At 70.9% G+C, this 21,405-nt stretch carries 20 protein-coding genes; 5 read left to right on the top strand and 15 right to left on the bottom strand.

All coding sequences use genetic code 11. The features are described 5' to 3' along the window. Positions 1-9 precede the first annotated feature (9 nt). The 3 genes from B1L07_04010 (at position 10) to B1L07_04000 (ending at position 2,508) form a co-directional block, all read left to right on the top strand. Entirely contained in the window at positions 10-1,146 is a 1,137-nt protein-coding gene (locus tag B1L07_04010) for a glycosyl transferase (protein AUZ54416.1), read from the top strand. Next, positions 1,127-1,666, top strand: a complete 540-nt coding sequence (locus tag B1L07_04005) for a phosphatase PAP2 family protein (protein ID AUZ54415.1) — start codon at positions 1,127-1,129, stop codon at positions 1,664-1,666. The genes B1L07_04010 and B1L07_04005 overlap by 20 nt, the downstream gene beginning before the upstream one ends. A 98-nt stretch (positions 1,667-1,764) precedes the next feature. Beyond that, positions 1,765-2,508, top strand: a complete 744-nt coding sequence (locus B1L07_04000; protein AUZ56449.1) for a UDP-2,3-diacylglucosamine diphosphatase — start codon at positions 1,765-1,767, stop codon at positions 2,506-2,508. A 104-nt stretch (positions 2,509-2,612) separates the two neighbouring features. Here the strand turns inward: B1L07_04000 and B1L07_03995 are convergent, their stop codons facing one another. The 8 genes from B1L07_03995 to B1L07_03960 form a co-directional block, all read right to left on the bottom strand. Further along, entirely contained in the window at positions 2,613-3,059 is a 447-nt protein-coding gene (locus B1L07_03995) for a hypothetical protein (GenBank protein ID AUZ56448.1), read from the bottom strand. Positions 3,060-3,159: 100 nt separating this feature from the next. Continuing rightward, on the bottom strand, positions 3,160-3,972 hold the full coding sequence (locus B1L07_03990; protein AUZ56447.1) for a hypothetical protein: 813 nt from the start codon (positions 3,970-3,972) through the stop codon (positions 3,160-3,162). 33 nt (positions 3,973-4,005) lie between these two features. Next, positions 4,006-5,472, bottom strand: coding sequence for an amidophosphoribosyltransferase (locus tag B1L07_03985; protein AUZ54414.1), 1,467 nt, complete (start codon positions 5,470-5,472; stop codon positions 4,006-4,008). A 31-nt stretch (positions 5,473-5,503) separates the two neighbouring features. Beyond that, the gene (locus tag B1L07_03980; GenBank protein AUZ54413.1) at positions 5,504-6,235 is read right to left on the bottom strand and encodes a hypothetical protein; all 732 of its coding nucleotides are present in this window, start codon (positions 6,233-6,235) and stop codon (positions 5,504-5,506) included. A 36-nt stretch (positions 6,236-6,271) separates the two neighbouring features. Then, positions 6,272-7,294: a sporulation protein gene (locus B1L07_03975; protein ID AUZ54412.1), complete on the bottom strand. Its 1,023-nt coding sequence runs from the start codon at positions 7,292-7,294 to the stop codon at positions 6,272-6,274. 128 nt (positions 7,295-7,422) lie between these two features. Continuing rightward, entirely contained in the window at positions 7,423-8,709 is a 1,287-nt protein-coding gene (locus B1L07_03970; protein AUZ54411.1) for a bifunctional tetrahydrofolate synthase/dihydrofolate synthase, read from the bottom strand. A 95-nt stretch (positions 8,710-8,804) separates the two neighbouring features. Then, entirely contained in the window at positions 8,805-9,578 is a 774-nt protein-coding gene (locus tag B1L07_03965; GenBank protein AUZ54410.1) for a hypothetical protein, read from the bottom strand. Continuing rightward, complete coding sequence (locus tag B1L07_03960; GenBank protein AUZ54409.1) at positions 9,578-10,222, bottom strand: histidine phosphatase family protein; 645 nt, start codon at positions 10,220-10,222, stop codon at positions 9,578-9,580. The genes B1L07_03965 and B1L07_03960 overlap by 1 nt, the downstream gene beginning before the upstream one ends. A gap of 230 nt (positions 10,223-10,452) precedes the next feature. Between B1L07_03960 and B1L07_03955 the strand changes: the two genes are divergently transcribed. Continuing rightward, positions 10,453-11,304, top strand: a complete 852-nt coding sequence (locus B1L07_03955) for a hypothetical protein (protein ID AUZ54408.1) — start codon at positions 10,453-10,455, stop codon at positions 11,302-11,304. A gap of 462 nt (positions 11,305-11,766) precedes the next feature. Here the strand turns inward: B1L07_03955 and B1L07_03950 are convergent, their stop codons facing one another. Continuing rightward, positions 11,767-13,932, bottom strand: coding sequence for a dipeptidyl-peptidase 7 (locus B1L07_03950; protein AUZ54407.1), 2,166 nt, complete (start codon positions 13,930-13,932; stop codon positions 11,767-11,769). 131 nt (positions 13,933-14,063) lie between these two features. On the opposite strand from B1L07_03950, the gene B1L07_03945 reads away from it, so the two are divergent. Further along, positions 14,064-15,101, top strand: a complete 1,038-nt coding sequence (locus tag B1L07_03945) for an L-threonine 3-dehydrogenase (protein ID AUZ54406.1) — start codon at positions 14,064-14,066, stop codon at positions 15,099-15,101. A gap of 86 nt (positions 15,102-15,187) precedes the next feature. Here B1L07_03945 and B1L07_03940 read toward each other — a convergent pair whose 3' ends face one another. From B1L07_03940 to B1L07_03915, 6 genes are all read right to left on the bottom strand, one after another. Beyond that, positions 15,188-15,883: a hypothetical protein gene (locus tag B1L07_03940; protein ID AUZ54405.1), complete on the bottom strand. Its 696-nt coding sequence runs from the start codon at positions 15,881-15,883 to the stop codon at positions 15,188-15,190. Between the two features lie 121 nt (positions 15,884-16,004). Then, positions 16,005-17,048, bottom strand: a complete 1,044-nt coding sequence (locus B1L07_03935) for a sulfate ABC transporter ATP-binding protein (GenBank protein ID AUZ54404.1) — start codon at positions 17,046-17,048, stop codon at positions 16,005-16,007. 9 nt (positions 17,049-17,057) lie between these two features. Next, a complete protein-coding gene (locus B1L07_03930) occupies positions 17,058-17,963 on the bottom strand; it encodes a sulfate ABC transporter permease subunit CysW (GenBank protein ID AUZ56446.1) in 906 nt (301 codons plus the stop codon). A gap of 32 nt (positions 17,964-17,995) precedes the next feature. Continuing rightward, a complete protein-coding gene (locus B1L07_03925) occupies positions 17,996-18,799 on the bottom strand; it encodes a sulfate ABC transporter permease subunit CysT (protein ID AUZ56445.1) in 804 nt (267 codons plus the stop codon). A gap of 54 nt (positions 18,800-18,853) precedes the next feature. Beyond that, a complete protein-coding gene (locus tag B1L07_03920) occupies positions 18,854-19,876 on the bottom strand; it encodes a sulfate transporter subunit (protein ID AUZ54403.1) in 1,023 nt (340 codons plus the stop codon). Between the two features lie 12 nt (positions 19,877-19,888). Then, the gene (locus B1L07_03915) at positions 19,889-21,316 is read right to left on the bottom strand and encodes a porin (protein AUZ54402.1); all 1,428 of its coding nucleotides are present in this window, start codon (positions 21,314-21,316) and stop codon (positions 19,889-19,891) included. Positions 21,317-21,405: the final 89 nt, after the last annotated feature.

Below are 21,405 nucleotides of genomic sequence, written 5' to 3'. Positions count from 1 at the left end.
GGAGGAGCCATGCGCTACGCCATCGTCACCGAGACCTATCCGCCGGAGGTCAACGGCGTCGCCCTGACCGTACAGGGCCTGGAGCGCGGCCTGCGCGCCCGCGGCAACGACGTCGACGTCGTGCGTCCGCGCCAGGCGCAGGACCTGGCGCAGGCGCATGAGCTGCTGGTGCGCGGCCTGGCGCTGCCGCGCTACCCCGGCCTGCGCTTCGGGCTGCCGGTGCCGCGCCTGCTGGCCCGGCACTGGCTCCGGCAACGGCCGGACGCGGTCTACATCGCCACCGAGGGCCCGCTGGGCTGGTCGGCGCTGCGCGCCGCGCGGCGGCTCGGCATCCCGGTCGCCACCGGCCTGCATACCCGCTTCGACACGTATCTGCCCGACTACGGCGCGGCCTGGCTGCAGCCCGTTGCCCTGGGCTGGATGCGCCGCTTCCACAACCAGGCCGATGCCACCCTGGTCCCCACCCGCGAACTGCAGGACTTCCTGCAGGGCCACGGCTTCCATCACCCACGGCTGCTGGCGCGTGCGGTGGACGCGTCGCAGTTCTCGCCGCAGCAGCGCGACACCGCGCTGCGCCAGGCGTGGGGGCTGGATGCGCGCGGGCTGGCGGTGATCCACGTCGGCCGCATCGCCGCGGAGAAGAACCTCGGCCTGGCGATCCAGGCGTTCCGCCGGATCCAGCGGCTGCGCCCGGATGCGCGCTTCGTCTGGGTGGGCGACGGGCCGCTGCGCGAGCGCATCGCCCAGGAGAACCCCGATTTCATCTTCTGCGGGATCCAGCGTGGCCAGGCGCTTGCCCGCCACTTCGCCAGCGGCGACCTGTTCCTGTTCCCGAGCCGCAGCGAGACCTTCGGCAACGTGACCCTGGAGGCCATGGCCAGCGGCGTGGCCACGGTCGCCTTCGACTATGGCGCCGCGCGCGAACATCTGCAGAGCGGGTACAGCGGCGTGGCCGTGGACAACGACGACAGCTTCATCAACGCCGCGCTGAACCTGGCCGGCGACCCGGCCCTGCGCGCGTCGCTCGGCGGCAACGCCAGCCGGGCGATGCAGCGGCTGCACCCGGACCACGTGGTCGCCGAATTCGAGGCATTGCTGCACGAACTGTCGCAACGGAGACGTGCCCATGCCCTTGCTGCCGCCTGACGGCCTGCTCGCCCGCGAAACCCGCTGGTGCCGGCGCGCCAACCACTACTGCCGCCATCGCCGCATCCGCACCCTGTTCGCGATCATCAGCCGCCTGGGTGATGGCGTGTTCTGGTACGTGCTGATGGGCGCACTGGTACTGGCCGACGGCACGGACGGCCTGCGCGCATCCGCGCACATGGCCGCCACCGGCGTGGTCGCGCTCACCCTCTACAAGGTCCTCAAACGCTGGACCCGCCGCCCGCGCCCGTTCGCGGCCGACCTGCGCATCCGCGCCTGGGTGGCGCCGCTGGACGAGTACAGCTTTCCCTCCGGGCATACCCTGCACGCGGTGTCGTTCAGCGTGGTCGCGCTGGCCTACTACCCGTGGCTGGCGCCGTTGCTGCTGCCGTTCACCGCCGGGGTGGCGCTGTCGCGGGTCGTGCTCGGCCTGCATTACCCCAGCGACGTGCTGGCCGCCACCGGCATCGCCCTGCTGCTGGGCGGCGCGTCGCTGCAGCTGATGCCGCTGCCGTTCTGAGCGGCGGCCGCCGGCCAGCCGCCGTGCCCGCGCCGCGGCGCCCACCGGCCGCCGCGGAGCCATCGGGAGCGCACCCGCGTTGCCCTACAATGGCGGCCATGACCACGCTGTTCATTTCCGACCTGCACCTGGACCCGAGCCGTCCGGCGATCACCGCATTGTTCCTGGAGTTCCTGCACGGCCAGGCGCGCCAGGCCGAGGCGCTGTACATCCTCGGTGACCTGTTCGAGGCCTGGATCGGCGACGACACCCCTTCCGCTGCCGCCGATGCGGTCGCCACCGCACTGCGCGAACTGGCCGACGCCGGGGTGCCGGTGTTCTTCATCCGTGGCAACCGTGACTTCCTGGTCGGCGCGGACTATGCCCGCCGCGCCGGCATGCGCATCCTGCCCGACCCGTGCGTGGTTACGCTATACGGCCGGCCGGTGCTGCTGCAGCACGGCGACCTGCTGTGTACCGACGACACCGCCTACCAGGCGTTCCGCGCGCAGACCCGCGACCCGGCGTTCATCGCCCAGTTCCTGGCGCAACCGCTGGAAGCACGCGTCGCCTTCGCGCAGAAGGCACGCGCCGCCAGCCAGGCGCGCCAGTCGGAAATGAAGCAAGGCGACCGCGCGCAGTTCGAGACCGTCACCGACGTGGCACCGGGCGAAGTCGCCGCCACGTTCCGCCGTTACGGCGTGGACACGATGATCCATGGCCACACCCATCGTCCGGCCGTGCACAGCGTGCAGGTGGACGATGCCACCTGTACCCGCATCGTGCTCGGCGACTGGTACGAGCAGGGCTCGGTGCTGCAGGTGGATGCCAGCGGCTACCGGCTGCAGGCACTGACCGCGTAGCTCAATACCGGGTCCGGCCACTGGAAAGTACTACCGTCGGCGGCCCCTGCGAACCAGAAGAGGCGCGTCGTGGCAACGGAGCTGGCCCCGAAACGGCAGCACGCTTACCGGGGCGCGGGCGGCGACGCGGGGTCGAACGCACAGCCTTGCTGCGTTTTGCCATCCAGCCGCCACGACACGCTGAACGGATACGCCATGTCGGACATGCCGTCCGAACAGGGCGCGCGGCGCACGTCCAGCCGGAACGGCACGCCACTGTCCTCGCCCGCCAGGTGCAGGCCATCGGCATCGAGGCGGCGCGTGGCCTGCAGCCGGCGCGGCGCGTCCATCGTTTCCGGCGTGGTGTAGGTCAACGCTTCGCCCTCCACCTTCACGCTCCAGAACGGCTCGACGCCGGCCGCCTGCAGGCTGGCCGGGAACGCCGCCGCATCCGGCTCACCCCGCGTGGCGGCCGCTTCGTGCGCGGGCGCACCGGCGTCGGGGACGGCGGGGCTGCAGGCCGACAACAGGGTCATCGGCAACGCCAGCAACAGGGGGCGGAATACAGGCATGCGCGGCTCCATGGGGGGCGACAAGTGAGCGGTATCGTCGCATGCATCAGGTAAACGCAATGCGATCCACGCGGCCGCGGAAACCGGCCGCGCGATTGCGTCACCCGGCCTGTTCGACCAGGTCCGCAAGCTCGTCGGCATCGAAGCCGGCCAGCAGCCGGGCTTCGAGATTGAATGGGCCGTGCAGGTAACCGCCGGCGTATTCGTGCAGCAGCTGCTTGAACCGCGCGCGCGGTTCCACCCCGGAACGCGCGCAGTACCAGCGGTACCAGCGCGAACCGGCGGCGACATGCGCTACTTCCTCGCGCAGGATCACTTCCAGCACGTCGGCGGTGGCGTCGTCGCCGAGCGAGCGCAGCCGGGTGATCATCGCCGGGGTCACGTCCAGCCCGCGCGCTTCCAGTACGCGCGGCACCAGCGCCATGCGCGCCAGTCCGTCATGCGCGGTTTTCTCGCACATTTCCCACAGGCCGTTGTGCGCGGGGAAGTCGGCGTAGTCGTGGCCATGCGCCAGCAGTCGCTCGCGCAGCAGCAGGAAGTGGCGCGCTTCGTCGTCGGCGCAGCTCACCCAATCGGCATGGAAACTGCCCGGCAGGCCACGGAAGCGGTACACCGCATCCCACGCCAGGTCGATGGCATTGAGTTCGATATGGGCGATGGCATGGATGAAGGCCGCACGCCCCTCCACGCTGCCGAAGCCGCGACGCGGCAGATCGCGCGGGTGCACCAGCACCAGGCGCGCGGGGCGGCCGGGCATGCGGATCGGCGCCGGCCCGGGCGCGTCCGCCGGCAGCTTCAGCGTACCGGCGCGGAACAAGCTGGCGCAGTGCCGGGTCAGCGCCACCTTGCGCAGCGGATCGGCCTCGGCCAGGCACAGCTGCGCGGCGTGCAGCAGGTCATCCACCGCCGGCATGCCGCCGGCTTGCGCGGCCGCCGCCTGCATGGCTCAGGCGCGGCGCTTGTTCTTGGCTTCGTCCGAGCGCAGCTGCTGGATGCGCTCGAAGTAACCCGGCTCGATGCCGGTGACGTAGTGGCCGTTGAAGCAGGACGAATCGAACGCCTTCAGCTCCGGATTGCCCTCGCGCACCGCCGCTTCCAGGTCCTCGAGGTCCTGGTAGACCAGCCAGTCGCAGCCCAGGTGCTTCTCGATGTCCTCGACGCTGCGCTCGTGCGCCACCAGTTCCTCGGCGGCCGGCATGTCGATGCCGTAGATGTTGGGGTGGCGCACCGGCGGCGCGGCGCTGGCCAGGTACACCTTGCGCGCGCCGGCGTCGCGCGCCATCTGCACGATCTGCTGGCTGGTGGTGCCGCGCACGATCGAGTCGTCCACCAGCAGCACCACGCGGTTGCGGAACTCCAGGTGGATCGGGTTGAGCTTGCGGCGCACCGACTTCACCCGCTCGCCCTGCCCCGGCATGATGAAGGTGCGGCCGACGTAGCGGTTCTTGACGAAGCCCTCGCGGTACTTCACGCCAAGCACGTTGGAGATTTCCAGCGCCGCGTCGCGCGAGGTGTCCGGGATCGGGATGATGGTGTCGATGTCGTGGTCCGGGCGCAGGCGCAGGATCTTTTCGCCCAGCTTCTGGCCCATGCGCATGCGCGCCTTGTGCACCGAGACGTTGTCGATCATCGAGTCCGGGCGCGCGAAGTACACGTACTCGAAGATGCAGGGCGTCTGCTGGGTGGTGGTGGCGCAGACCTCGGCGAACAGTTCGCCGCGCTCGGTGATCACCACCGCCTCGCCCGGGGCGACGTCGCGCACGCGCTCGAAGCCGAGCACGTCCAGCGCCACCGATTCGGAGGCAACGATGTACTCCTCGCCCTCGGCATGGCTGCGCTTGCCCAGCACCAGCGGGCGGATACCGTGCGGGTCGCGGAACGCCACCAGGCCCAGGCCCAGCACCACGCTGACCACCGCATAGCCGCCCTTGCAGCGGCGGTGCACGCCGGCCACGGCGCGGATCGCCGCCTCCGGGGTGAGCATGCGCTGCGCGTCCAGCTCGTAGGCGAACACGTTCAGCAGCACTTCGCTGTCCGAGTCGGTGTTGATGTTGCGGCGGTCGGCCTCGAACACCTGCTGGCGCAGCGCCTCGGTGTTGATCAGGTTGCCGTTGTGCGCCAGGGCGATGCCGTACGGCGAGTTGACGTAGAACGGCTGCGCCTCGTCGGTGCCTTCCGAGCCGGCGGTCGGGTAGCGCACGTGGGCGATGCCGATGCGGCCCCGCAGCAGCGCCATGCGCCGCTCGTCGAACACGTCGCGCACCAGCCCGTTGCCCTTTTCCACCCGCAGCCGGGTGCCGTGCGCGGTGGCGATGCCGGCCGCATCCTGGCCGCGGTGCTGGAGGACGGTCAGGCCGTCATAGAGCTGCCCGGCGACGTTCTGGTTGCCGACGATTCCGACGATGCCACACATGTTGCGCGATCTCCGCTGGGCCGTGGCCCGGTTAACGTGAAGGGGGCCGTGCCTGGCCCGATGGCCCGGCCCGCGCCGGACCGGGGTGATCCGGGCGCACCTGCGCCGGATCGATGTTGGAAGGCCACGCCTTCGCCGGGTCCTGGCGGCTGCCTCCGGTCGCGGCCGGCCGGGCGTCATCCGCCCGTTCCGGCATCGCTTGCGGCAGTCCGCTGCCCGCTTCATGTTCGCTGAGTCCGGCATTATCGCCTGCCAGCACCGCCTTGCCCAAGTCCAGCAGCGGATGCTCCGGCACGGCCGGCAGTTCCGGCAGCCGCGCGCGCAGCCAGTCGGCCGGCGGGTGCAGCCACGACGCCAGCTGCGAACGCCGCCAGGGCTCGCCGTCGGCCACGGGGGTGAAGCCCAGCACCAGCACCGCCAGCACCGCCAGCAGCACCCCGCGCACCAGCCCCAGGCCGAAACCGAACAGGCGGTCCGGGGCCTTGAGCAGCACGGTGGAATCGACCACCCCGCGCAGCAGCAGGCCGATGGCCGAAACGGCCAGCAGTACGCCGAAGAAGGCAATGGCGTAGCCGGCGGCATATTGGCCCGGGGTCGGCGTCGCGCCGCCGCTGAGCAGCACGCTGGCGTCATGGCCGAAACGGAACGCGGCCCAGCCGGCCAGCAGCCAGCCGAGCACGCCGAACACGGTGGCCAGCAGGCCGCGCATCAGCCCGAACAGGGCCGATACCACGATCAACCCCAGCAGCAGCAGGTCGATCACCGGTTGCCCCGACCGGGCATCAGGCCGCTCGCCGCATCAGGGGTGCGGGCGGACCATGCCGGCGATGCCGACCTTGGCCGCGACCTGCGCCTTGAGCTGTTCGGCCTCGGCCCGGTTGGCCACCGGGCCGACGCGGACGCGGTTGAGCACGCCGTTGTCGGTGCGCACCTGTTCGACGAAGGCGCTGAAGCCGGCGGCGCGCACCTTGTCGCGCAACGCATTGGCGTCGGCCGGCTTGCCGAACGCACCCAGCTGCACGGCGAAGCCGACGCTGCTCGCGGCCGGCGCGGTGGGAGTGGCAGTGGCGGCCGGCTTCGGCGCGACGGGCTTGGGCGCTTCAGGCTTGGGCGCAGCGGGCTTGGAGGCGTCGGGCCTGGGTTCGTTGCGGGGATCGAGCCGCGGCGCGGCGGCCGCCGGCCTGGCGGGCTCGGCAGGCAGGGCCTCGGACCGCACCGCCGGGGCAGCCGCAACCGCGGCCGGAGCCGCAGCCGGGGTAGCCGGGGCGACGGCTGGCGCCGCGGGCTCCTTGTCGGCGTCGAGCACCACCACCTGCGCGTTCACGTCGCCGCGGACCTTGCCCGCCTCCAGCCGGACCAGCTCGGCCTGCGCGCGGTCGGCATACGGGCCGATGCGCACCCGCCAGGCCGGGCGCCCGTTGATGGTGTCCTGCTGGCGGAAGCCCGGCAGGTTGGATTTTTTCAGGTGGGCGATCACCGCATCGGCATCGGCTTCGGTGGCGTAGGCACCGAAGTTCACCGCGTAATTGCCGGCCGCCACGCTCGGCGGCAGCGCGCCGCCGGCGGGGTCCGCCGCCGGGGACGCGGCCTCGGCGACCGGTTGCGCGGCGGGCATGCCGGTGGCGCCAGCGGCGCTCGGCGCGACCAGCGGCAGCTCGCGGGTTTCGAACTGGCCGTCGGCCGGCGCATCGGGGGCGCGCAGCGGGACGTCCTGCACGCCGCTGTCCGGTGCCGGGCCCTTGACCAGCATGGGCAGGAAGATCACGGCCAGGGCCACCAGCACGATGGCGCCAATCAATCGCTGTTTCAGGGGAGTATCCACGGCAAGGCGTATGGGCGGCAGGGCGGAATGTCCGGCGATTATATGCGCGGCCGGCGACGGCCACGGCCGCGCCAGCTGAACGGAGCGCAGTGCGCGTCAGCGCACGGGCAGCGGCTGGGCGGTGGATGTCACGGCGCGCGCGCGACGCCTGCCTGCAGCCGTGGCAACGCTTCTGCCACGGTGTGGAACGACCCGAACACCAGCACCCGGTCGCCACGGCGGGCCTGTTCCAGCGCCGCGGCCAGCGCCTGGCCGACGTCCGCGAAGGTGGCGGCGCCGGCCGCGGCGGTGCCGGCCAGGCGCTCGCGCAGTTGCGCGGCACCCTGGCCGCGGGTGCCCTCCAGTCCGGCCAGGTACCAGCGGTCGATGCGCGCCTGCAGCGCGGCGACCACGCCCGCGGCGTCCTTGTCGGCCAGCGCCGCGTATACCGCCAGGGTGCGTCCGCTGGCCGGGCGTGCCTGCAGCGCGGTGCCGAGGGCGGCGGCGGCCTGCGGGTTGTGGCCGACATCGACCAGCACTTCCACGCCATCGCACTCGAAGCGCTGCAGGCGCCCGGCGACCTGCGCCGCGGCCACGCCGCGCGCCCAGGCGGCGCGCGGCACCGGGCGATCCAGCGCGCGCAGCGCGGCGATGGCGGCGGCCGCATTGGCCCGCTGCACCGGCGCCCACAACGCCGGCTGCGGCAGTTCGATGCGGAAGGAGACATCGCGCCAGCGCCAGGTGTCGGCGTCCACCGCCTCGGCGAAGAAGTCGCTGCCGAACCGGATCGCGTTGGCGCCCAGCACGTAGGCACGGCGCAGCACGCTGGACGGTGGGTCGATCTCGCCCAGGATCAGCGGCTTCCAGCCGCGGATGATGCCGGCCTTCTCGGCGCCGATGGCCTCGCGGTCGTTGCCCAGCCAGTCGGCATGGTCGATGTCCACTGTGGTGATCACCGCCACGTCGGCATCGACGATGTTGACCGCGTCCAGGCGCCCGCCCAGCCCCACTTCCAGCACCGCCAGGTCCAGCCCGGCGCGCGCGAACGCCCACAACGCGCACAGCGTGCCGTACTCGAAGTAGGTCAGCGCGGTGTCGCCCCGCGCATCCTCCACGGCGTTGAAGCCGGCCACCAGGGTGGCGTCGTCGACGTCGGCGCCGTCGATGCGCACGCGCTCGTTGTAGGCCAGCAGGTGCGGCGAGGTGTAGGCACCCACCGTCCAGCCGGCGGCGCGGGCGATGGCCTCGATGAAGGCCACCGTCGAGCCCTTGCCGTTGGTGCCGCCGACCACGATGCAGCGCTGCGCCGGCCGCTGCAGGCCCATGCGCGCGGCCACCTCGCGCACCCGTTCCAGCCCCATCGCGATGGGCTGCGGGTGCTGTCGGTCGATATGGGCGAGCCACTGTTCGAGCGTGGCGGGACGTGCGGAGGACATGCGGGATTCTCGGTGGCACGCGCCGGCGCACGGTGCGGCGGCGCGGATGGGGCGCACATGATACAGCCGCGCCACGGCGCGCCCGGCCGTCGCGCCTAGGGCGTGGCCACTGCGACCGCCTGTGGCCGCTGCCGGCCACGGCTGGCGCGCAGCGTGGCCAGCGACTGGCGGCAGGCATCCAGGTCGCTGCCACACAGCACGCTGGTGACCACGAACCGGTGGCGGCCATCGCTGACCAGGCGGTTGCGCACCATCATCGCGCCTTCCAGCTGGAACAGGCTCAGGCCTTCTTCGTCGTGCAGCCAGAAGTTGGCCTGCCCGCCGTAGCGGCGGAACAGCGCCAGCGGGCCGATCGTGGCGACCGCCTCGGGAATCGCCAGGAAACCGATCGGGTACGGATCGGCGATGTAGCCCGGCAGCGTGCCGTCGGCATCCAGTGCAGGCATCGGCACGCGGCCGCTGCGGCGCTCGTCGAAGAACGGGTCGCGCAGGCGCCTGCCAGCCTGCGCCGGGATTTCCTCGGGCAGCGGTTCGAACGCGAACGGCAGACGGTAGCGCGGCTGGCCCCGGTATTCCGGCGGCACGGTCCAGGCACGGGCCGCCGCCAGCGCCGCCGCGTCCAGTACCGCCACGCCGGAACCCTGTTCGACCCGTGCGGCGTCTACCCGCCCGCAGGCATCGGTATCGATGATCACGTTGATCACGTAGCCGAGCAGTCGCCACAGTTCCGGCGGCGGGTAGTGCGGCGCGCGGTTGGCCGCCGCTGTATACGGCGGGCAGCCCTCGGCCGGTTGCGCCAGTGCCGGCAACGACGACAACGCCAGCAGGGCCGCGGCCAGCCAGCAGGGCGGTACCCGCAGGCGCGCCATCACAACGCCCGGTGCTTGGCCTCGCCGAAGAACGGGGTGTGGTGCGCGCAATCGTTCAGGCGCACCACTTCCAGGTGCTCCACGTCCGGCCCTTCCAGCAGATTCAGCGTGGTCGGTGCCTGGCGGAAGGTCCACAGCTTGCCGATCGGCAGGCCCAGCACCTTGCACAGGATCACGCGGTTGACCGCGTCGTGCGCGACCACCAGCAGGGTGTCATCCGCGCCCAGGCCCTCGGCGGCGCGCGCCAGGCCACGCCAACTGCGGTCCAGCACCTGGCGCAGCGATTCGCCACCGGGCATCAGCACGGTATCGGGCTCCTCGCGCCAGGCGCGCAGGCGCGCCGGGTCCTTGTCGTTGATCTCGCTGGCCAGCAGGCCCTCCCATTCGCCATGGGCGATTTCCTGCAGGTCCGCATCGGTCTGCAGCATCGAGGCACGGGCGCTGCCCAGCGCGGCCCGCGCGGTGCTCTGCGCGCGCGACAGCGGCGACGCCACCGCGCGGGTGATCTCGATCGACTGCAGGCGCTCGCCCAGTGCCCTGGCCTGCGCCTCGCCTACCGGCGAAAGCGGGATGTCGATCTGGCCCTGGTAGCGGCCTTCGGCGTTCCACGGCGTTTCGCCGTGGCGGGCAAGCAGGATGCGCATGCAGTTGGGAGTCCATGGCGAGGGGGCCCGCATCATAGCCTGTCGCCGTGGTGCCGCAGGCGTCGGTTGCCTGCGATACGAAATCCCCGGCGAACGCTTGGCCGCCGGCCGGACAGGCGCCGCCCCGCGTGTCTGCGGGCGGCCCGCAGGCGTTACCATGACGGCCCCCGATCCGCTGCACGGTGTCACGTCCACATGAGGGCCAGCAGCTCCCACGCCCGCACGGTGGCATGAGCAGCGCTTCGTTTACCCCGCCACCGCCCGCGGTGCGCTGGAACGAACGCGTGCAGCCGTGGGCCGCCGCCTTCGTCAGCGCACTGCTGCACCTGCTGGTGCTGCTGCTCCTGCTGCATTCCACGCCGCCGGTGGTGACCACGCCGCAGGGCACCGCCGGCGGCGGCCGGGTCAAGGTGGATTTCGTCGGCGAGGCACCGCCCTCCCCGACCCCTGCCCGCCAGCCGCCGGGGCCGAAGCAGGACGACGCGCGCAAGAAGCCGGCCAGGCCCACCGCCCGCCGCCAGGCCGACGCCCGCAAGCCGGTACCGGAAGCCCGCTACATCGAACCCCCGGCCGAACCGGCCCCGGCGCAGACCCGCAGCGACGAACCGCCGGCGCCGGAGCCGGCACCGGCATCGGCCGCCAGCCCGCCCGAGGGCATGCAGCGCCGGTCGCAGGCCTGGACCGGGCGCCCGCCGGGCTGGCTGCCCCGGGAAACCTCGCCCGACGATGGCCGCGCTTCCGGGCCGGTCAACCGCAATGGCTACCGCAACGACGTGGCCGCCGGCGAGCCGGCCATGGAAGTGGGCGGCTACCAGATCATCTATGACCTGCTGGGCGAAACGCGGCTGCGCACGTGGATGGAACAGGGCATGAAGGAGCTCTCCATCCCCCTGCCCGGCACCACCTACCTGATGGTCTGCCCGGCCGAAGTCGCGCTCAGGCGCGGCTCCAGCAAATGCCGCCTGCTGCCGCCCGACGCACCGGAACTGCAGTCCATCGGCGACGCGCGCCAGGTGGTCACGGTGATGTACGTGTACCGGCGCGGCGAGCTGGTCTGGCGCGGACCGGGGCCGTACCGCTGAAGCGGCTGTGGCTGCGGCTGTGGCTCGGTACGCTCCCGCAACACACCCGGGGATGCGGGGCTCGCCCCGCATGACCGCGTTGGAAGTCCGGTGTGGGGCAAGCCCCACCCCCATGCGCCGCCGAAGGATTGCCTGCGCGGTTGCGGCGACGGTGCCGAGCTGCCGGAACCGCCCTCGCAACATCCCGCGGGGAGGCGGGACTCGCCCCGCACGACCACCGTGGAAGTCCGGTGTGGGGCAAGCCCCACCCCCACGTGCCGCCGAAGGATTGCCTGCGCGGCTGCGGCGACGGTGCCGACCGGACTGGACGGCCTTCGCAATATCGCCCGTAGATGCGGGGCTTGCCCCGCATGACCGCCATCCCAAGGGCCCGTCGAGGGGCCGGGAGTCGCCGCGGATGGCGGCAAAGAAAACCCCGGGCGGTTTCCCGCCCGGGGTCTTCGATCAAACGCGGAACGCGGCTTACTTCGAGGCCGCTTCCAGCTCCTTCAGCAGCTGCGGCGCCGGCGCCACTTCCTGCATGATCCAGCGCATGTAGCGCTGGTCCACCGAGATCATGCGGGTCATCACCGGGTCGAACACCCAGTTGCTGGCCACCGATTCCCAGATGCCGTCGAACGCCAGCCCGACCAGGCGGCCATGCGCGTCCAGCACCGGCGAACCGGAGTTGCCGCCGGTGATGTCCAGGTCGGACAGGAAGTCCACCGGCACGCTGCCCAGGCGCTTGTCTTCCAGGCCGCCGTAGCGCTTGGCCTTGACCGCATCGAGCAGCGCCTTCGGCGAGTCGAACGGATCGACGCCGGTTTCCTTGGCGGCGACGCCTTCGATGGTGGTGAACGGCTGCTGCACCTTGCCGTCCAGGCCGGTGTAGCCCTTCACGTTGCCGAAGGTGATGCGCAGCGACAGGTTGGCATCGGGGTAGACGAACCCGCCCTGGCTCTTCTTGTAGTCGGCGATGGCCTGCAGGAACAGCGGACGCGCCACCAGCTCCTCACCGCGCTTGACCTTGTTCTGGTGCTCGATCTGCAGCAGCGCCGGCATCACCGCCACCGCGTACTGGATGGCCGGATCGGTGCTGGCCTCGAACGCGGCCTTGTCGGCGTTGAACCACTTGATGCGCTCGGCCAGGTCGCCCAGGCGCGAGCCGTCCAGGCGGGCCAGCGCGGCGTCCACGGCGGCGGCATCGCTGCCGCCCAGCCAGGTGTCGAAGGCCGGCACGCGCTGGTCGGCCGGCAGCGCCACGTAGCGCTGCAGCCAGTACTGCTGGAACTGCCGGTCCATCGCCGCCACGTAGCGGCGGTCCATCTGCTTCAGGCCGCCCTCGATGGCCGGCAGATCGCGTTCCTGGTAGCCCTCTTCGCGCTGTGCGTCCGGCTTGGCCTTCTCGATCGCCAGCCGGTACAGGCGCACCGCGGTGCCCAGGGTGCCGGTGCGGTTGAACATGGCCAGGGTGACGTCACGCTGCTGGGTGCTGCGCGCCTGGGTGCCCAGCGCCTGCAGCTGCGCATACGCATCGAGCGCCGGCTTGCCGGCGGCGCCCTGCGCGCGCAGCCATTCCAGCACCGCGGCCTCTTCCTTCTGCTTGTGCGCCAGCACGTTGTTGCGCTTGAAGCCGTCCAGCTGGCCGTCGTAGTTCTTGCTGGTGTTGTTCCAGCCGGCCATGCTGGCGGCGTACTTCACCGCGATGTCCTTGTTGTCCTTGCTGGCGGCTTCGACCAGCGCGATCTGGTCCTTGTACGCCTTGGCGATGGTCGGGTAGGTCCAGTTGGCGGTGTTCTCGAACTCGCTGACCAGCGCATAGCGGTCGGTGCGGCCCGGGTAGCCGGCCACCATCACGAAATCGCGCTCGCCCAGCGGCTGGTTGGCCAGCTTCAGCCAGTGCTTGGGCTGGTACGGCACGTTGTCGGCCGAGAACGCGGCCGGCTTGCCGTCCTTGCCCACGTAGGCGCGGTAGAACGCGAAATCGCCGGTGTGGCGCGGCCACATCCAGTTGTCGACGTCGCCGCCGAACTTGCCCACGCTGCCCGGGGGCGCGTACGCCAGGCGCACGTCCTTGATCTCCAGGTTCTTGAACAGCCGGTAGGTGTTGCCGCCGGAGAAGCTGTACAGCGTGCAGCTGTAGCTGTCGTCGGCCTCGCACTCGGCCACCAGCTTCTTCTCCAGCGCCTCCAGCGCTTCGGTGCGCTTGAGCGGGTCGTTGCCGGCGCCGGCAATGGCGGCCCTGGCCTGGGCGGTGACGTCGGTGATGTCGTCCAGCACGTAGATGCGCGCGTTGGGGCCGGCGCTCAGCTCATCCTTGAACGCGGCCGCGCTGAAGCCGTCCTTGATCAGGTTCTTCTCGGCGGTGGAGTTGAGCTGGATGGAGCCGTAGGCGCAGTGGTGGTTGGTCGCCACCAGGCCCTGCGGCGAGACGAAGCTGGCGGTGCAGCCGCCCAGCGCCACCACCGCGCCCATCGGGTCGCCGGTCAGGTTGCTCAGCTGCAGCGGGTCCAGCTTCAGCCCGGCCTTCATCAGCGGCCCGGCGATCTGCGGCAGCTGCTGCGGCACCCACATGCCTTCGGCGGCACTGGCCGCCTGCGCCAGGCCAAGCCCGACCACCACGGAAAAAGCGAGAAGATTCAGACGCATGAAGCGGACCCCGAAGAATGGAAAGCCCGATTGTAGCGGGTGAAACCGTTGCCGTAGCGCCGCCTCCCGCTACGGAGGGCGGCGGCCGCACGCATATAATCGGCACTCTTTCCCACTGCGGTTTCCCGGCAATGACACAGAACACGATGCGCGCGCTGGTCAAGCGCGAGGCCACCAAGGGCATCTGGATGGAAGAGGTGCCGGTGCCGGTGCCCGGCCCCAACGAGGTGCTGATCAAGCTGGAGAAGACCGCCATCTGCGGCACCGACCTGCACATCTACCTGTGGGACGAGTGGAGCCAGCGCACCATCAAGCCGGGCCTGACCATCGGCCACGAGTTCGTCGGCCGCATCGCCGCGATCGGTCCCGGCGTCACCGGCTACGAGATCGGCCAGCGGGTGTCGGCCGAAGGCCACATCGTCTGCGGCCACTGCCGCAACTGCCGCGGCGGCCGCCCGCACCTGTGCCCCAACACCGTGGGCATCGGCGTCAACGTCAACGGCGCCTTCGCCGAATACATGGTGATGCCGGCCAGCAACCTGTGGCCGATCCCGGATCAGATCCCGTCCGAACTGGCCGCGTTCTTCGACCCCTACGGCAACGCCGCGCACTGCGCGCTGGAGTTCGACGTGATCGGCGAGGACGTGCTGATCACCGGCGCCGGCCCGATCGGCATCATCGCCGCCGGCATCTGCAAGCACATCGGCGCGCGCAACGTGGTGGTCACCGACGTCAACGATTTCCGCCTGAAGCTGGCCGCCGACATGGGCGCCACCCGCGTGGTCAACGTCGCCAACCAGTCGCTGAAGGACGTGATGGCCGACCTGCACATGGAAGGCTTCGACGTGGGCCTGGAGATGAGCGGCAACCCGCGCGCGTTCAACGACATGCTCGACTGCATGTACCACGGCGGCAAGATCGCCATGCTCGGCATCATGCCCAAGGGCGCCGGCTGCGACTGGGACAAGATCATCTTCAAGGGCCTGACCGTGCAAGGCATCTACGGCCGCAAGATGTACGAGACCTGGTACAAGATGACCCAGCTGGTGCTGTCCGGCTTCCCGCTGGGCAAGGTGCTCACCCACCAACTGCCGGTGGACCGCTTCCAGGAAGGCTTCGAGCTGATGGAACAGGGCAAGGCCGGCAAGGTCGTGCTTAGCTGGAACTGAGACGCGGCTGCCGGGCCCGCCCGGCAGCCGCGCAGGAACGAGAAAGGCGCCTTGCGGCGCCTTTCTCTTTGCTCGCGCCGCTGTGCTCAGCGCGCGATCTTGACCGCCAGCACCACGCGGTTGTCGGCCAGCTTGCCGAAGTTGTCGCGGCCCTTGCCGTCGGTGCCGTAGTAGCCCAGCGAGACATTGGCGATGCCGAAGCTGCGGCCCACGCCCACGCCCCAGTCGGTGTAGTCCTGGGCCACGTCGCTGTCGTTGAACACGCTGCGGCCGACGTTGGCGTTGAGGCTGAAATCGTTGGGCAGCGCCCACTCGCCGCCGAGGCCGTAATACCAGCCGGTGGTGCTGCTGCCCCACACGTCGTTGGTGTAGCTGACGTTGACCTTCCAGTGCTCGGCGATGGTGGTGGTGGTGACCAGCTCGTTGTAGGCCATCTCGCTGGCACCCGGGTAGGTGTAGCGGTTGAGCATCAGGTCGACGTTGACCGCGTCGCTGACGTCGAAGCCGTAGCCGACGAAGTAGTCCACCTCGACGTCGGGGCTGCCCTCGCCGAAATCCACGCCCGAGGCAAAGCTGCCGACATACAGGCCGCTGGACGTGGTCCAGGTGACGCTGCCCTGCACGGTCGGCTTCTCGTCGGTCTGCGAGACGCCGCGGAACAGGTAATCCGACACCGCGGCGACTTCCCAGCTCAGGGGCGAGGCGTCTTCGGCAGAGGCAGTGAACGGCAGGGACAGCAGGGCAGCACAGGCAACGGCTGCAACACGCTTGCAGGGGATCATGCGGGTCTCCGGGTGGGGTGGGCGCCGCGGCGGCGCACAATTTACAAATTCTTAACCAAAATGATCCCGGACGCCAGCGTTTCGTCGCGCCACCACCCCGCGCCCGCCAACGCGCGGCGCCCTACCCCGCGTCCGCCGCGAACACCCCGTGGCGCCGCGCCGCCAGCGCGACCACCTGCCCGGCGGCGTACGCCGGCGCGTCCGGCGGCAGTTCGACCTCCACGTCCACCGCGGCCGTGCGCAGCCGCGCGCGCAACCGCGCCCGGGCGCCACTGCGCTGCACCGACAGCACGGTCCCCGTCCAGTCGCCGGCATCGCCGACACGCATGTCCTCCGGGCGCACGTACACCTCCAGCGCGGCGGCCTCGGGCAGGCTGGCCGGCCGCGGCCAGCGCGCGCCCGCCACCTCCAGCGCCTCGCCGTCGGTGCGCGCCGGCAGGCGGTTGGCTTCGCCGACGAAGCCGTACACGAACGGCGACTGCGGCCGGTCGTAGACCTCGCCCGGGCTGCCGACCTGTTCGATGCGGCCATGGTGGAGGATCGCCACCCGGTCGGCCAGTTCCAGCGCTTCTTCCTGGTCATGGGTGACGAACACCGTGGTCAGTCCGGTGCGGTCGTGCAGCTCGCGCAGCCAGCGGCGCAGGTCACGGCGCACCTGCGCGTCCAGCGCCCCGAACGGCTCGTCCAGCAGCAGCACACGCGGCTCGATCGCCAGCGCACGCGCCAGCGCCACGCGCTGGCGCTGGCCGCCGGACAGCTGGGTCGGATAGCGCCCGCCCAGGCCCTCGAGCTGCACCAGCGCCAGAAGTTCGTCGACGCGGGCGTCGATGCGCGCCTTCGGCCAGCGCCGCGCGCCGCGTCGTACTTCCAGGCCGAAAGCGATGTTGGCGCGCACGTCCATGTGCCGGAACAGCGCGTAGTGCTGGAACACGAAGCCGGCACGGCGCGCCTGCACGCTCAGCGCGGTGGCGTCCTCGCCCTCGAACAGGATCCGCCCCTGGTCCGGATGTTCCAGCCCGGCGAGCGCGCGCAGCAGGGTGGTCTTGCCCGAACCGGAGGGCCCGAGCAGCGCCAGCAGTTCGCCGCTGCGGATATCGAGGTTGACGCCGTCGAGCGCGGCGAAGGCACCAAAACGCTTGCCCAGTTGCTGTATGCGGATGTTCATCGATTCACCTCAGTGGCGATGCGCGGCGGCCAGCGACTGGCCGTGGCGCCATTCCAGGAAAGTCTTCAGCGCCAGCGTCAGCAGTGCGCTGGCGGCCAGCAGCGAGGCGCAGGCGAACGCGGCGCTGTAGGCGTATTCGTTGTAGAGGATCTCCACGTGCAGCGGCAGCGTGTTGGTGCGCCCGCGGATGTGCCCGGACACCACCGACACCGCGCCGAACTCGCCCATCGCCCGCGCACTGCACAGCAATACCCCGTACAGCAGGCCCCAGCGGATGTTGGGCAGGGTCACCTTCCAGAACATCTGCCAGGCATTGGCCCCCAGGGTGAGCGCGGCCAGTTCCTCGTCGCTGCCCTGCTGCTCCATGAGCGGCATCAGTTCGCGGGCGATGAACGGGAAGGTGACGAAGGTGGTCGCCAGCACGATGCCGGGGATCGCGAAGACGATGCGCGGCAGCTGCAGCAGCACCTCGCCCACCACCGGCAGGTGCAGGCGCAGCCCGTCCTCGATCAGCGGCCACAGCCAGCCATTGCGGCCGAACAGCAGGACGAACACCAGTCCGGCGACCACCGGCGACACCGAGAACGGCAGGTCGATCAGGGTCACCAGCCAGCGCTTGCCGGGGAAGCGGTGCTTGCTCACCACCCAGGCCGCGGCCACGCCGAACACGAGATTGAGCGGGATCACGATCGCGGTGACCAGCAACGTCAGCCGCACCGCCGACAGTGCGTCGGCGTCGCTCACCGCGCTCCACGCCGCCTGCATGCCGCCGCGCAGTGCTTCGGCGAACACCAGCAGCAGCGGCAACAGCAGGAACGACAGCAGGAACCCGAGCGCGCCGAGCACCAGCAACGCCTGCACCCAGCCCGGCTCGGTGGTGACCCGGCGCGGCGCGGGCGCCGTGGCTTCATGCATGGCCTGCACCGGCAGCGGCGACACCCATTCGTTCACCGGGCGCCCCGGCGCTGCAGGCGGCCCTGCACGAGGTTGACCAGCAGCAGCAGCGCGAAGGACAGCAGCAGCATCGCCGCGGCGATGGCGGTGGCGCCGGCGTAGTCGAATTCCTCCAGGCGGATGGTGATCAGCAGCGGTGCGATCTCGGTGGCGTTGGGCAGGTTGCCGGCGATGAAGATCACCGAGCCGTACTCGCCCACCCCGCGCGCGAACGCCAGCGCAAAGCCGGTCAGCATCGCCGGCCACAGCGCCGGCACGACCACCCGCGCCAGGGTCTGCCAGCGGCTGGCGCCCAGGGTTGCCGCCGCTTCCTCGAGTTCAGGCTCGGCTTCGGCCAGCACCGGCTGCACAATGCGCACCACGAACGGCAGGCCGACGAACACCAGGGCGACCACGATGCCCAGCGGCGTGTAGGCGATCTTCAGGCCGAGCGGCTCCAGCCAGCGCCCGACCCAGCCCTGTCCGCCGTACAGCGCGGTGAGCGCGATGCCGGCCACCGCGGTGGGCAGCGCGAACGGCAGGTCGATCAAGGCATCGAACAGGCGCCGGCCCGGGAAGCGGTAGCGCACGAACACCCAGGCCACCCAGGTGCCCATCAGCGTGTTGAACGCGGCCGCGGCGAAGGCGGTGCCGAAGCTCAGGCGCAGCGCCGACAGCACGCGCGGCTCGCTCCATATCCGCCAGATGCCGTCCACGCCCAGCCCGGCGGCGCGCAGGAACACCCCGGCCAGCGGGACCAGCACGATCAGCCCCAGCCAGAACAGGGTGATGCCCATGCCCAGGCCAAACCCGGGCAGCACCCGCGGGGGGCGCCGTGGCGGCGCCAGTGCGGCGGCGTTCGCGGCCACCGCTTACTTGCCCGCCTGGATCTGGTCGAACAGGCCGCCGTCGGCGAAGTGCTCGGCCTGCGCCTTTTCCCAGGAACCGAACACCTCGCGGAGGGTGACCAGCCGCACCTGCGGGAACCGCGCGATGTCGGCCGGATCGGCGTACTGCGGATTGCGCGGGCGGTAATAGTGGCGGGCGGCGATGCGCTGCCCTTCGGGCGAGTACAGGTAGTTCAGGTAGGCCTGCGCCACCTCGCGGGTGCCATGCCGGTCGACGTTGCGGTCCACCAGCGCCACCGGGGGCTCGGCCAGGATCGACTGCCGCGGCACCACGATCTCGAACTTGTCCGGGCCCAGCTCTTCCTGCGCCAGGAATGCCTCGTTCTCCCAGGCCAGCAGCACATCGCCGATGCCGCGCTGCACGAAGGTGGTGGTGGCGCCACGCGCGCCGGTATCCAGCACCGGCACGTTGCGGAACAGCGCGCGCATGTAGTTGAGGATGCGTGCGCGGTCGCCGTTGAAAATGTGCTCGGCGTACGCCCAGGCGGCCAGGTAGTTCCAGCGCGCGCCGCCGGACGTCTTGGGATTGGGCGTCACCACCGAAACCCCGGCGCGCAGCAGGTCCGGCCAGTCGCGGATCGCCTTGGGGTTGCCCTTGCGCACCAGGAACACGATGGTCGAGGTGTACGGCGCGCTGTTGTCCGGCAGCCGCGACTGCCAGTTGGCCGGCAGCAGCCGCGACTTCTGCGCGATCGCATCCACGTCGTAGGCCAGCGCCAGCGTCACCACGTCGGCCTCGATGCCATCGATCACCGCGCGCGCCTGCTTGCCCGAACCACCATGCGAGGTTTCGATGCTGACGTTGTCGCCCCTGGTTTCCTTCCAGTGCCTGGCGAACGCGGCGTTGAAGTCGCGGTACAGCTCGCGGGTGGGGTCGTAGGAGACATTGAGCAGCTGCACGTCGCGGGCAAGCACGGCGCCGGACGCGAAGGCCAGCGCGAAAGCCACCGCGGCCGCGCCGATACGGGGAAGGAAGGACTGCTTCACGAGGGCTCTCCGTCAGAAGGAAACTTGCAGGCGCGAGAAAACGGCTTTTTCGTCGGCCAGCCTCTGGGCGCCGGCAACGGCACCGAAGCGGCTGTGCAGGTAGTTGGTGGCGAGCCTGAGGTTCGCGGTGAGGTACCAGTTCGCGCCCACCGTCCACGACCGGATGCGCGCAGCCGAGGCGGCCGGATCGGCGTAGAACGGGAACGCCGCCCCGTCGGCTTGCAGTTCGCCGTAGCGCGCAGTGAGCTCGAATGCCCCGCGCCCACCGTTGACGCCGAACGGGCGCGCCGGCGTCACCCCGCGGTAGCCGGCGTCCTCGCCGGTCAGGACGTAGCTGGCCGTCGCCTGCCAGGCGCGGTGTTCCAGGGCGGTGCGACGTGCGTCGCGGGCCACTTCCTGGCGCGAAACGATGTACTCGGCCTGCAGGCCGAAGCCGTTGCGGTAGAACCAGCCCTGCGGCGACCAGCGCAGCGTGTCGCCGTCGGCGGCCACCGTGCTGCGGTAGCTGAAGAAGGTCGCCTGGCCCGGGGTGCGGTAGCGCGGCAGGAAGCTGCTGCCAACGCCATGTTTCTGCCCGGCACTCGCGCCCAGGCCGACGCCCAGCCCCGCCCATGCGCTGTCGCTGCCCTTGAGCGGCTCGAAGAACACGCGGCCGGCGATCTCGAAATCATCGTCGGGGTTGCTGCTCGTCGCGTCGCGGCCATCGACCGCGCCGTTGAACACGCCCAGCGCGTAGCTGAACCTGCCCGCGGCCAGCTCGCCCTGCAGCTGCACGCCCAAGTCGCGGTTCGGCGCAAGCTCGCTGGGCAGCGCGCGCTCGACGTCCACCAGGGCCGCCGAGGACTGCAGGCGCTCCAGTCCCACCGGCGAGGTGAACTTGCCCACGCGCAGCACATGGGCCGGATTGAAGCGCAGGTCGACATAGGCATCGACGATGGTCGCGCTGTCGCCGGCGAACTCCGGGGTGAAGCGGTAGGCGACCCGCTTGCCCAGCGAGCCTTCCAGCGTGGGCCGGGCGGTGCGCAGCAGGAAGCTGTCGTTCTGGTTGCCATCGCCGACGAACACGCGCGCGTCGCCCTGCAGCAGGCCGCGCAGCTTGAGCTCGTAGTTGCCGTCGCCGGACCGGAACGCGGCGCCCTTCGGGTCGACGGTGATCTGCGGCGCGGCCCGGGCGGCGGCCACCCGCTCTTCCTCCTGCAGCTCCAGGCGGCGCTCGAGGATGCGCAGGCGCTGGTCCAGCCCGGCCAGGTCGACACCTTCGACGGCTGCCACGCCGGACACGCCGGCCAGGCGTTCCAGCCGCTCCAGGCGCTGCTGCAGTTGTTCCACGGTGGGCTGCTGCGCCTGCGCCGATGCCGCCACCCCGCACAGCGCCACGGCCAGGCTGAGGGACAACAGCTTCCTGGTCGGCGCGGTGGACGGGAACAAGGGGGCGGTCATCGGTGGCTCCTGGAAGGCAGGGGTGGAGCGTCGATGCTGCGGGCGCACACGCACACGGAGAAATGACTTCGGCCGTGGCGCTTATAGCC

The sequence above is a fragment of the Stenotrophomonas acidaminiphila genome, assembly GCA_002951995.1.
In the GTDB taxonomy this organism is placed as follows: domain Bacteria; phylum Pseudomonadota; class Gammaproteobacteria; order Xanthomonadales; family Xanthomonadaceae; genus Stenotrophomonas; species Stenotrophomonas acidaminiphila_A.
Note: the sequence above shows the minus strand (reverse complement) of the source record. Positions and strands in the feature narration are given on the sequence as shown.

Coding starts and splice junctions, on each gene's coding strand:
- B1L07_04010 (AUZ54416.1), top strand. CDS start 10: ATGCGCTACGCCATCGTCACCGAGACCTATCCGCCGGAGGTCAACGGC.
- B1L07_04005 (AUZ54415.1), top strand. CDS start 1,127: ATGCCCTTGCTGCCGCCTGACGGCCTGCTCGCCCGCGAAACCCGCTGG.
- B1L07_04000 (AUZ56449.1), top strand. CDS start 1,765: ATGACCACGCTGTTCATTTCCGACCTGCACCTGGACCCGAGCCGTCCG.
- B1L07_03995 (AUZ56448.1), bottom strand. CDS start 3,059: ATGCCTGTATTCCGCCCCCTGTTGCTGGCGTTGCCGATGACCCTGTTG.
- B1L07_03990 (AUZ56447.1), bottom strand. CDS start 3,972: ATGCCGGCGGTGGATGACCTGCTGCACGCCGCGCAGCTGTGCCTGGCC.
- B1L07_03985 (AUZ54414.1), bottom strand. CDS start 5,472: ATGTGTGGCATCGTCGGAATCGTCGGCAACCAGAACGTCGCCGGGCAG.
- B1L07_03970 (AUZ54411.1), bottom strand. CDS start 8,709: ATGTCCTCCGCACGTCCCGCCACGCTCGAACAGTGGCTCGCCCATATC.
- B1L07_03965 (AUZ54410.1), bottom strand. CDS start 9,578: ATGGCGCGCCTGCGGGTACCGCCCTGCTGGCTGGCCGCGGCCCTGCTG.
- B1L07_03960 (AUZ54409.1), bottom strand. CDS start 10,222: ATGCGCATCCTGCTTGCCCGCCACGGCGAAACGCCGTGGAACGCCGAA.
- B1L07_03955 (AUZ54408.1), top strand. CDS start 10,453: ATGAGCAGCGCTTCGTTTACCCCGCCACCGCCCGCGGTGCGCTGGAAC.
- B1L07_03950 (AUZ54407.1), bottom strand. CDS start 13,932: ATGCGTCTGAATCTTCTCGCTTTTTCCGTGGTGGTCGGGCTTGGCCTG.
- B1L07_03945 (AUZ54406.1), top strand. CDS start 14,064: ATGACACAGAACACGATGCGCGCGCTGGTCAAGCGCGAGGCCACCAAG.
- B1L07_03940 (AUZ54405.1), bottom strand. CDS start 15,883: ATGATCCCCTGCAAGCGTGTTGCAGCCGTTGCCTGTGCTGCCCTGCTG.
- B1L07_03935 (AUZ54404.1), bottom strand. CDS start 17,048: ATGAACATCCGCATACAGCAACTGGGCAAGCGTTTTGGTGCCTTCGCC.
- B1L07_03930 (AUZ56446.1), bottom strand. CDS start 17,963: ATGCATGAAGCCACGGCGCCCGCGCCGCGCCGGGTCACCACCGAGCCG.
- B1L07_03915 (AUZ54402.1), bottom strand. CDS start 21,316: ATGACCGCCCCCTTGTTCCCGTCCACCGCGCCGACCAGGAAGCTGTTG.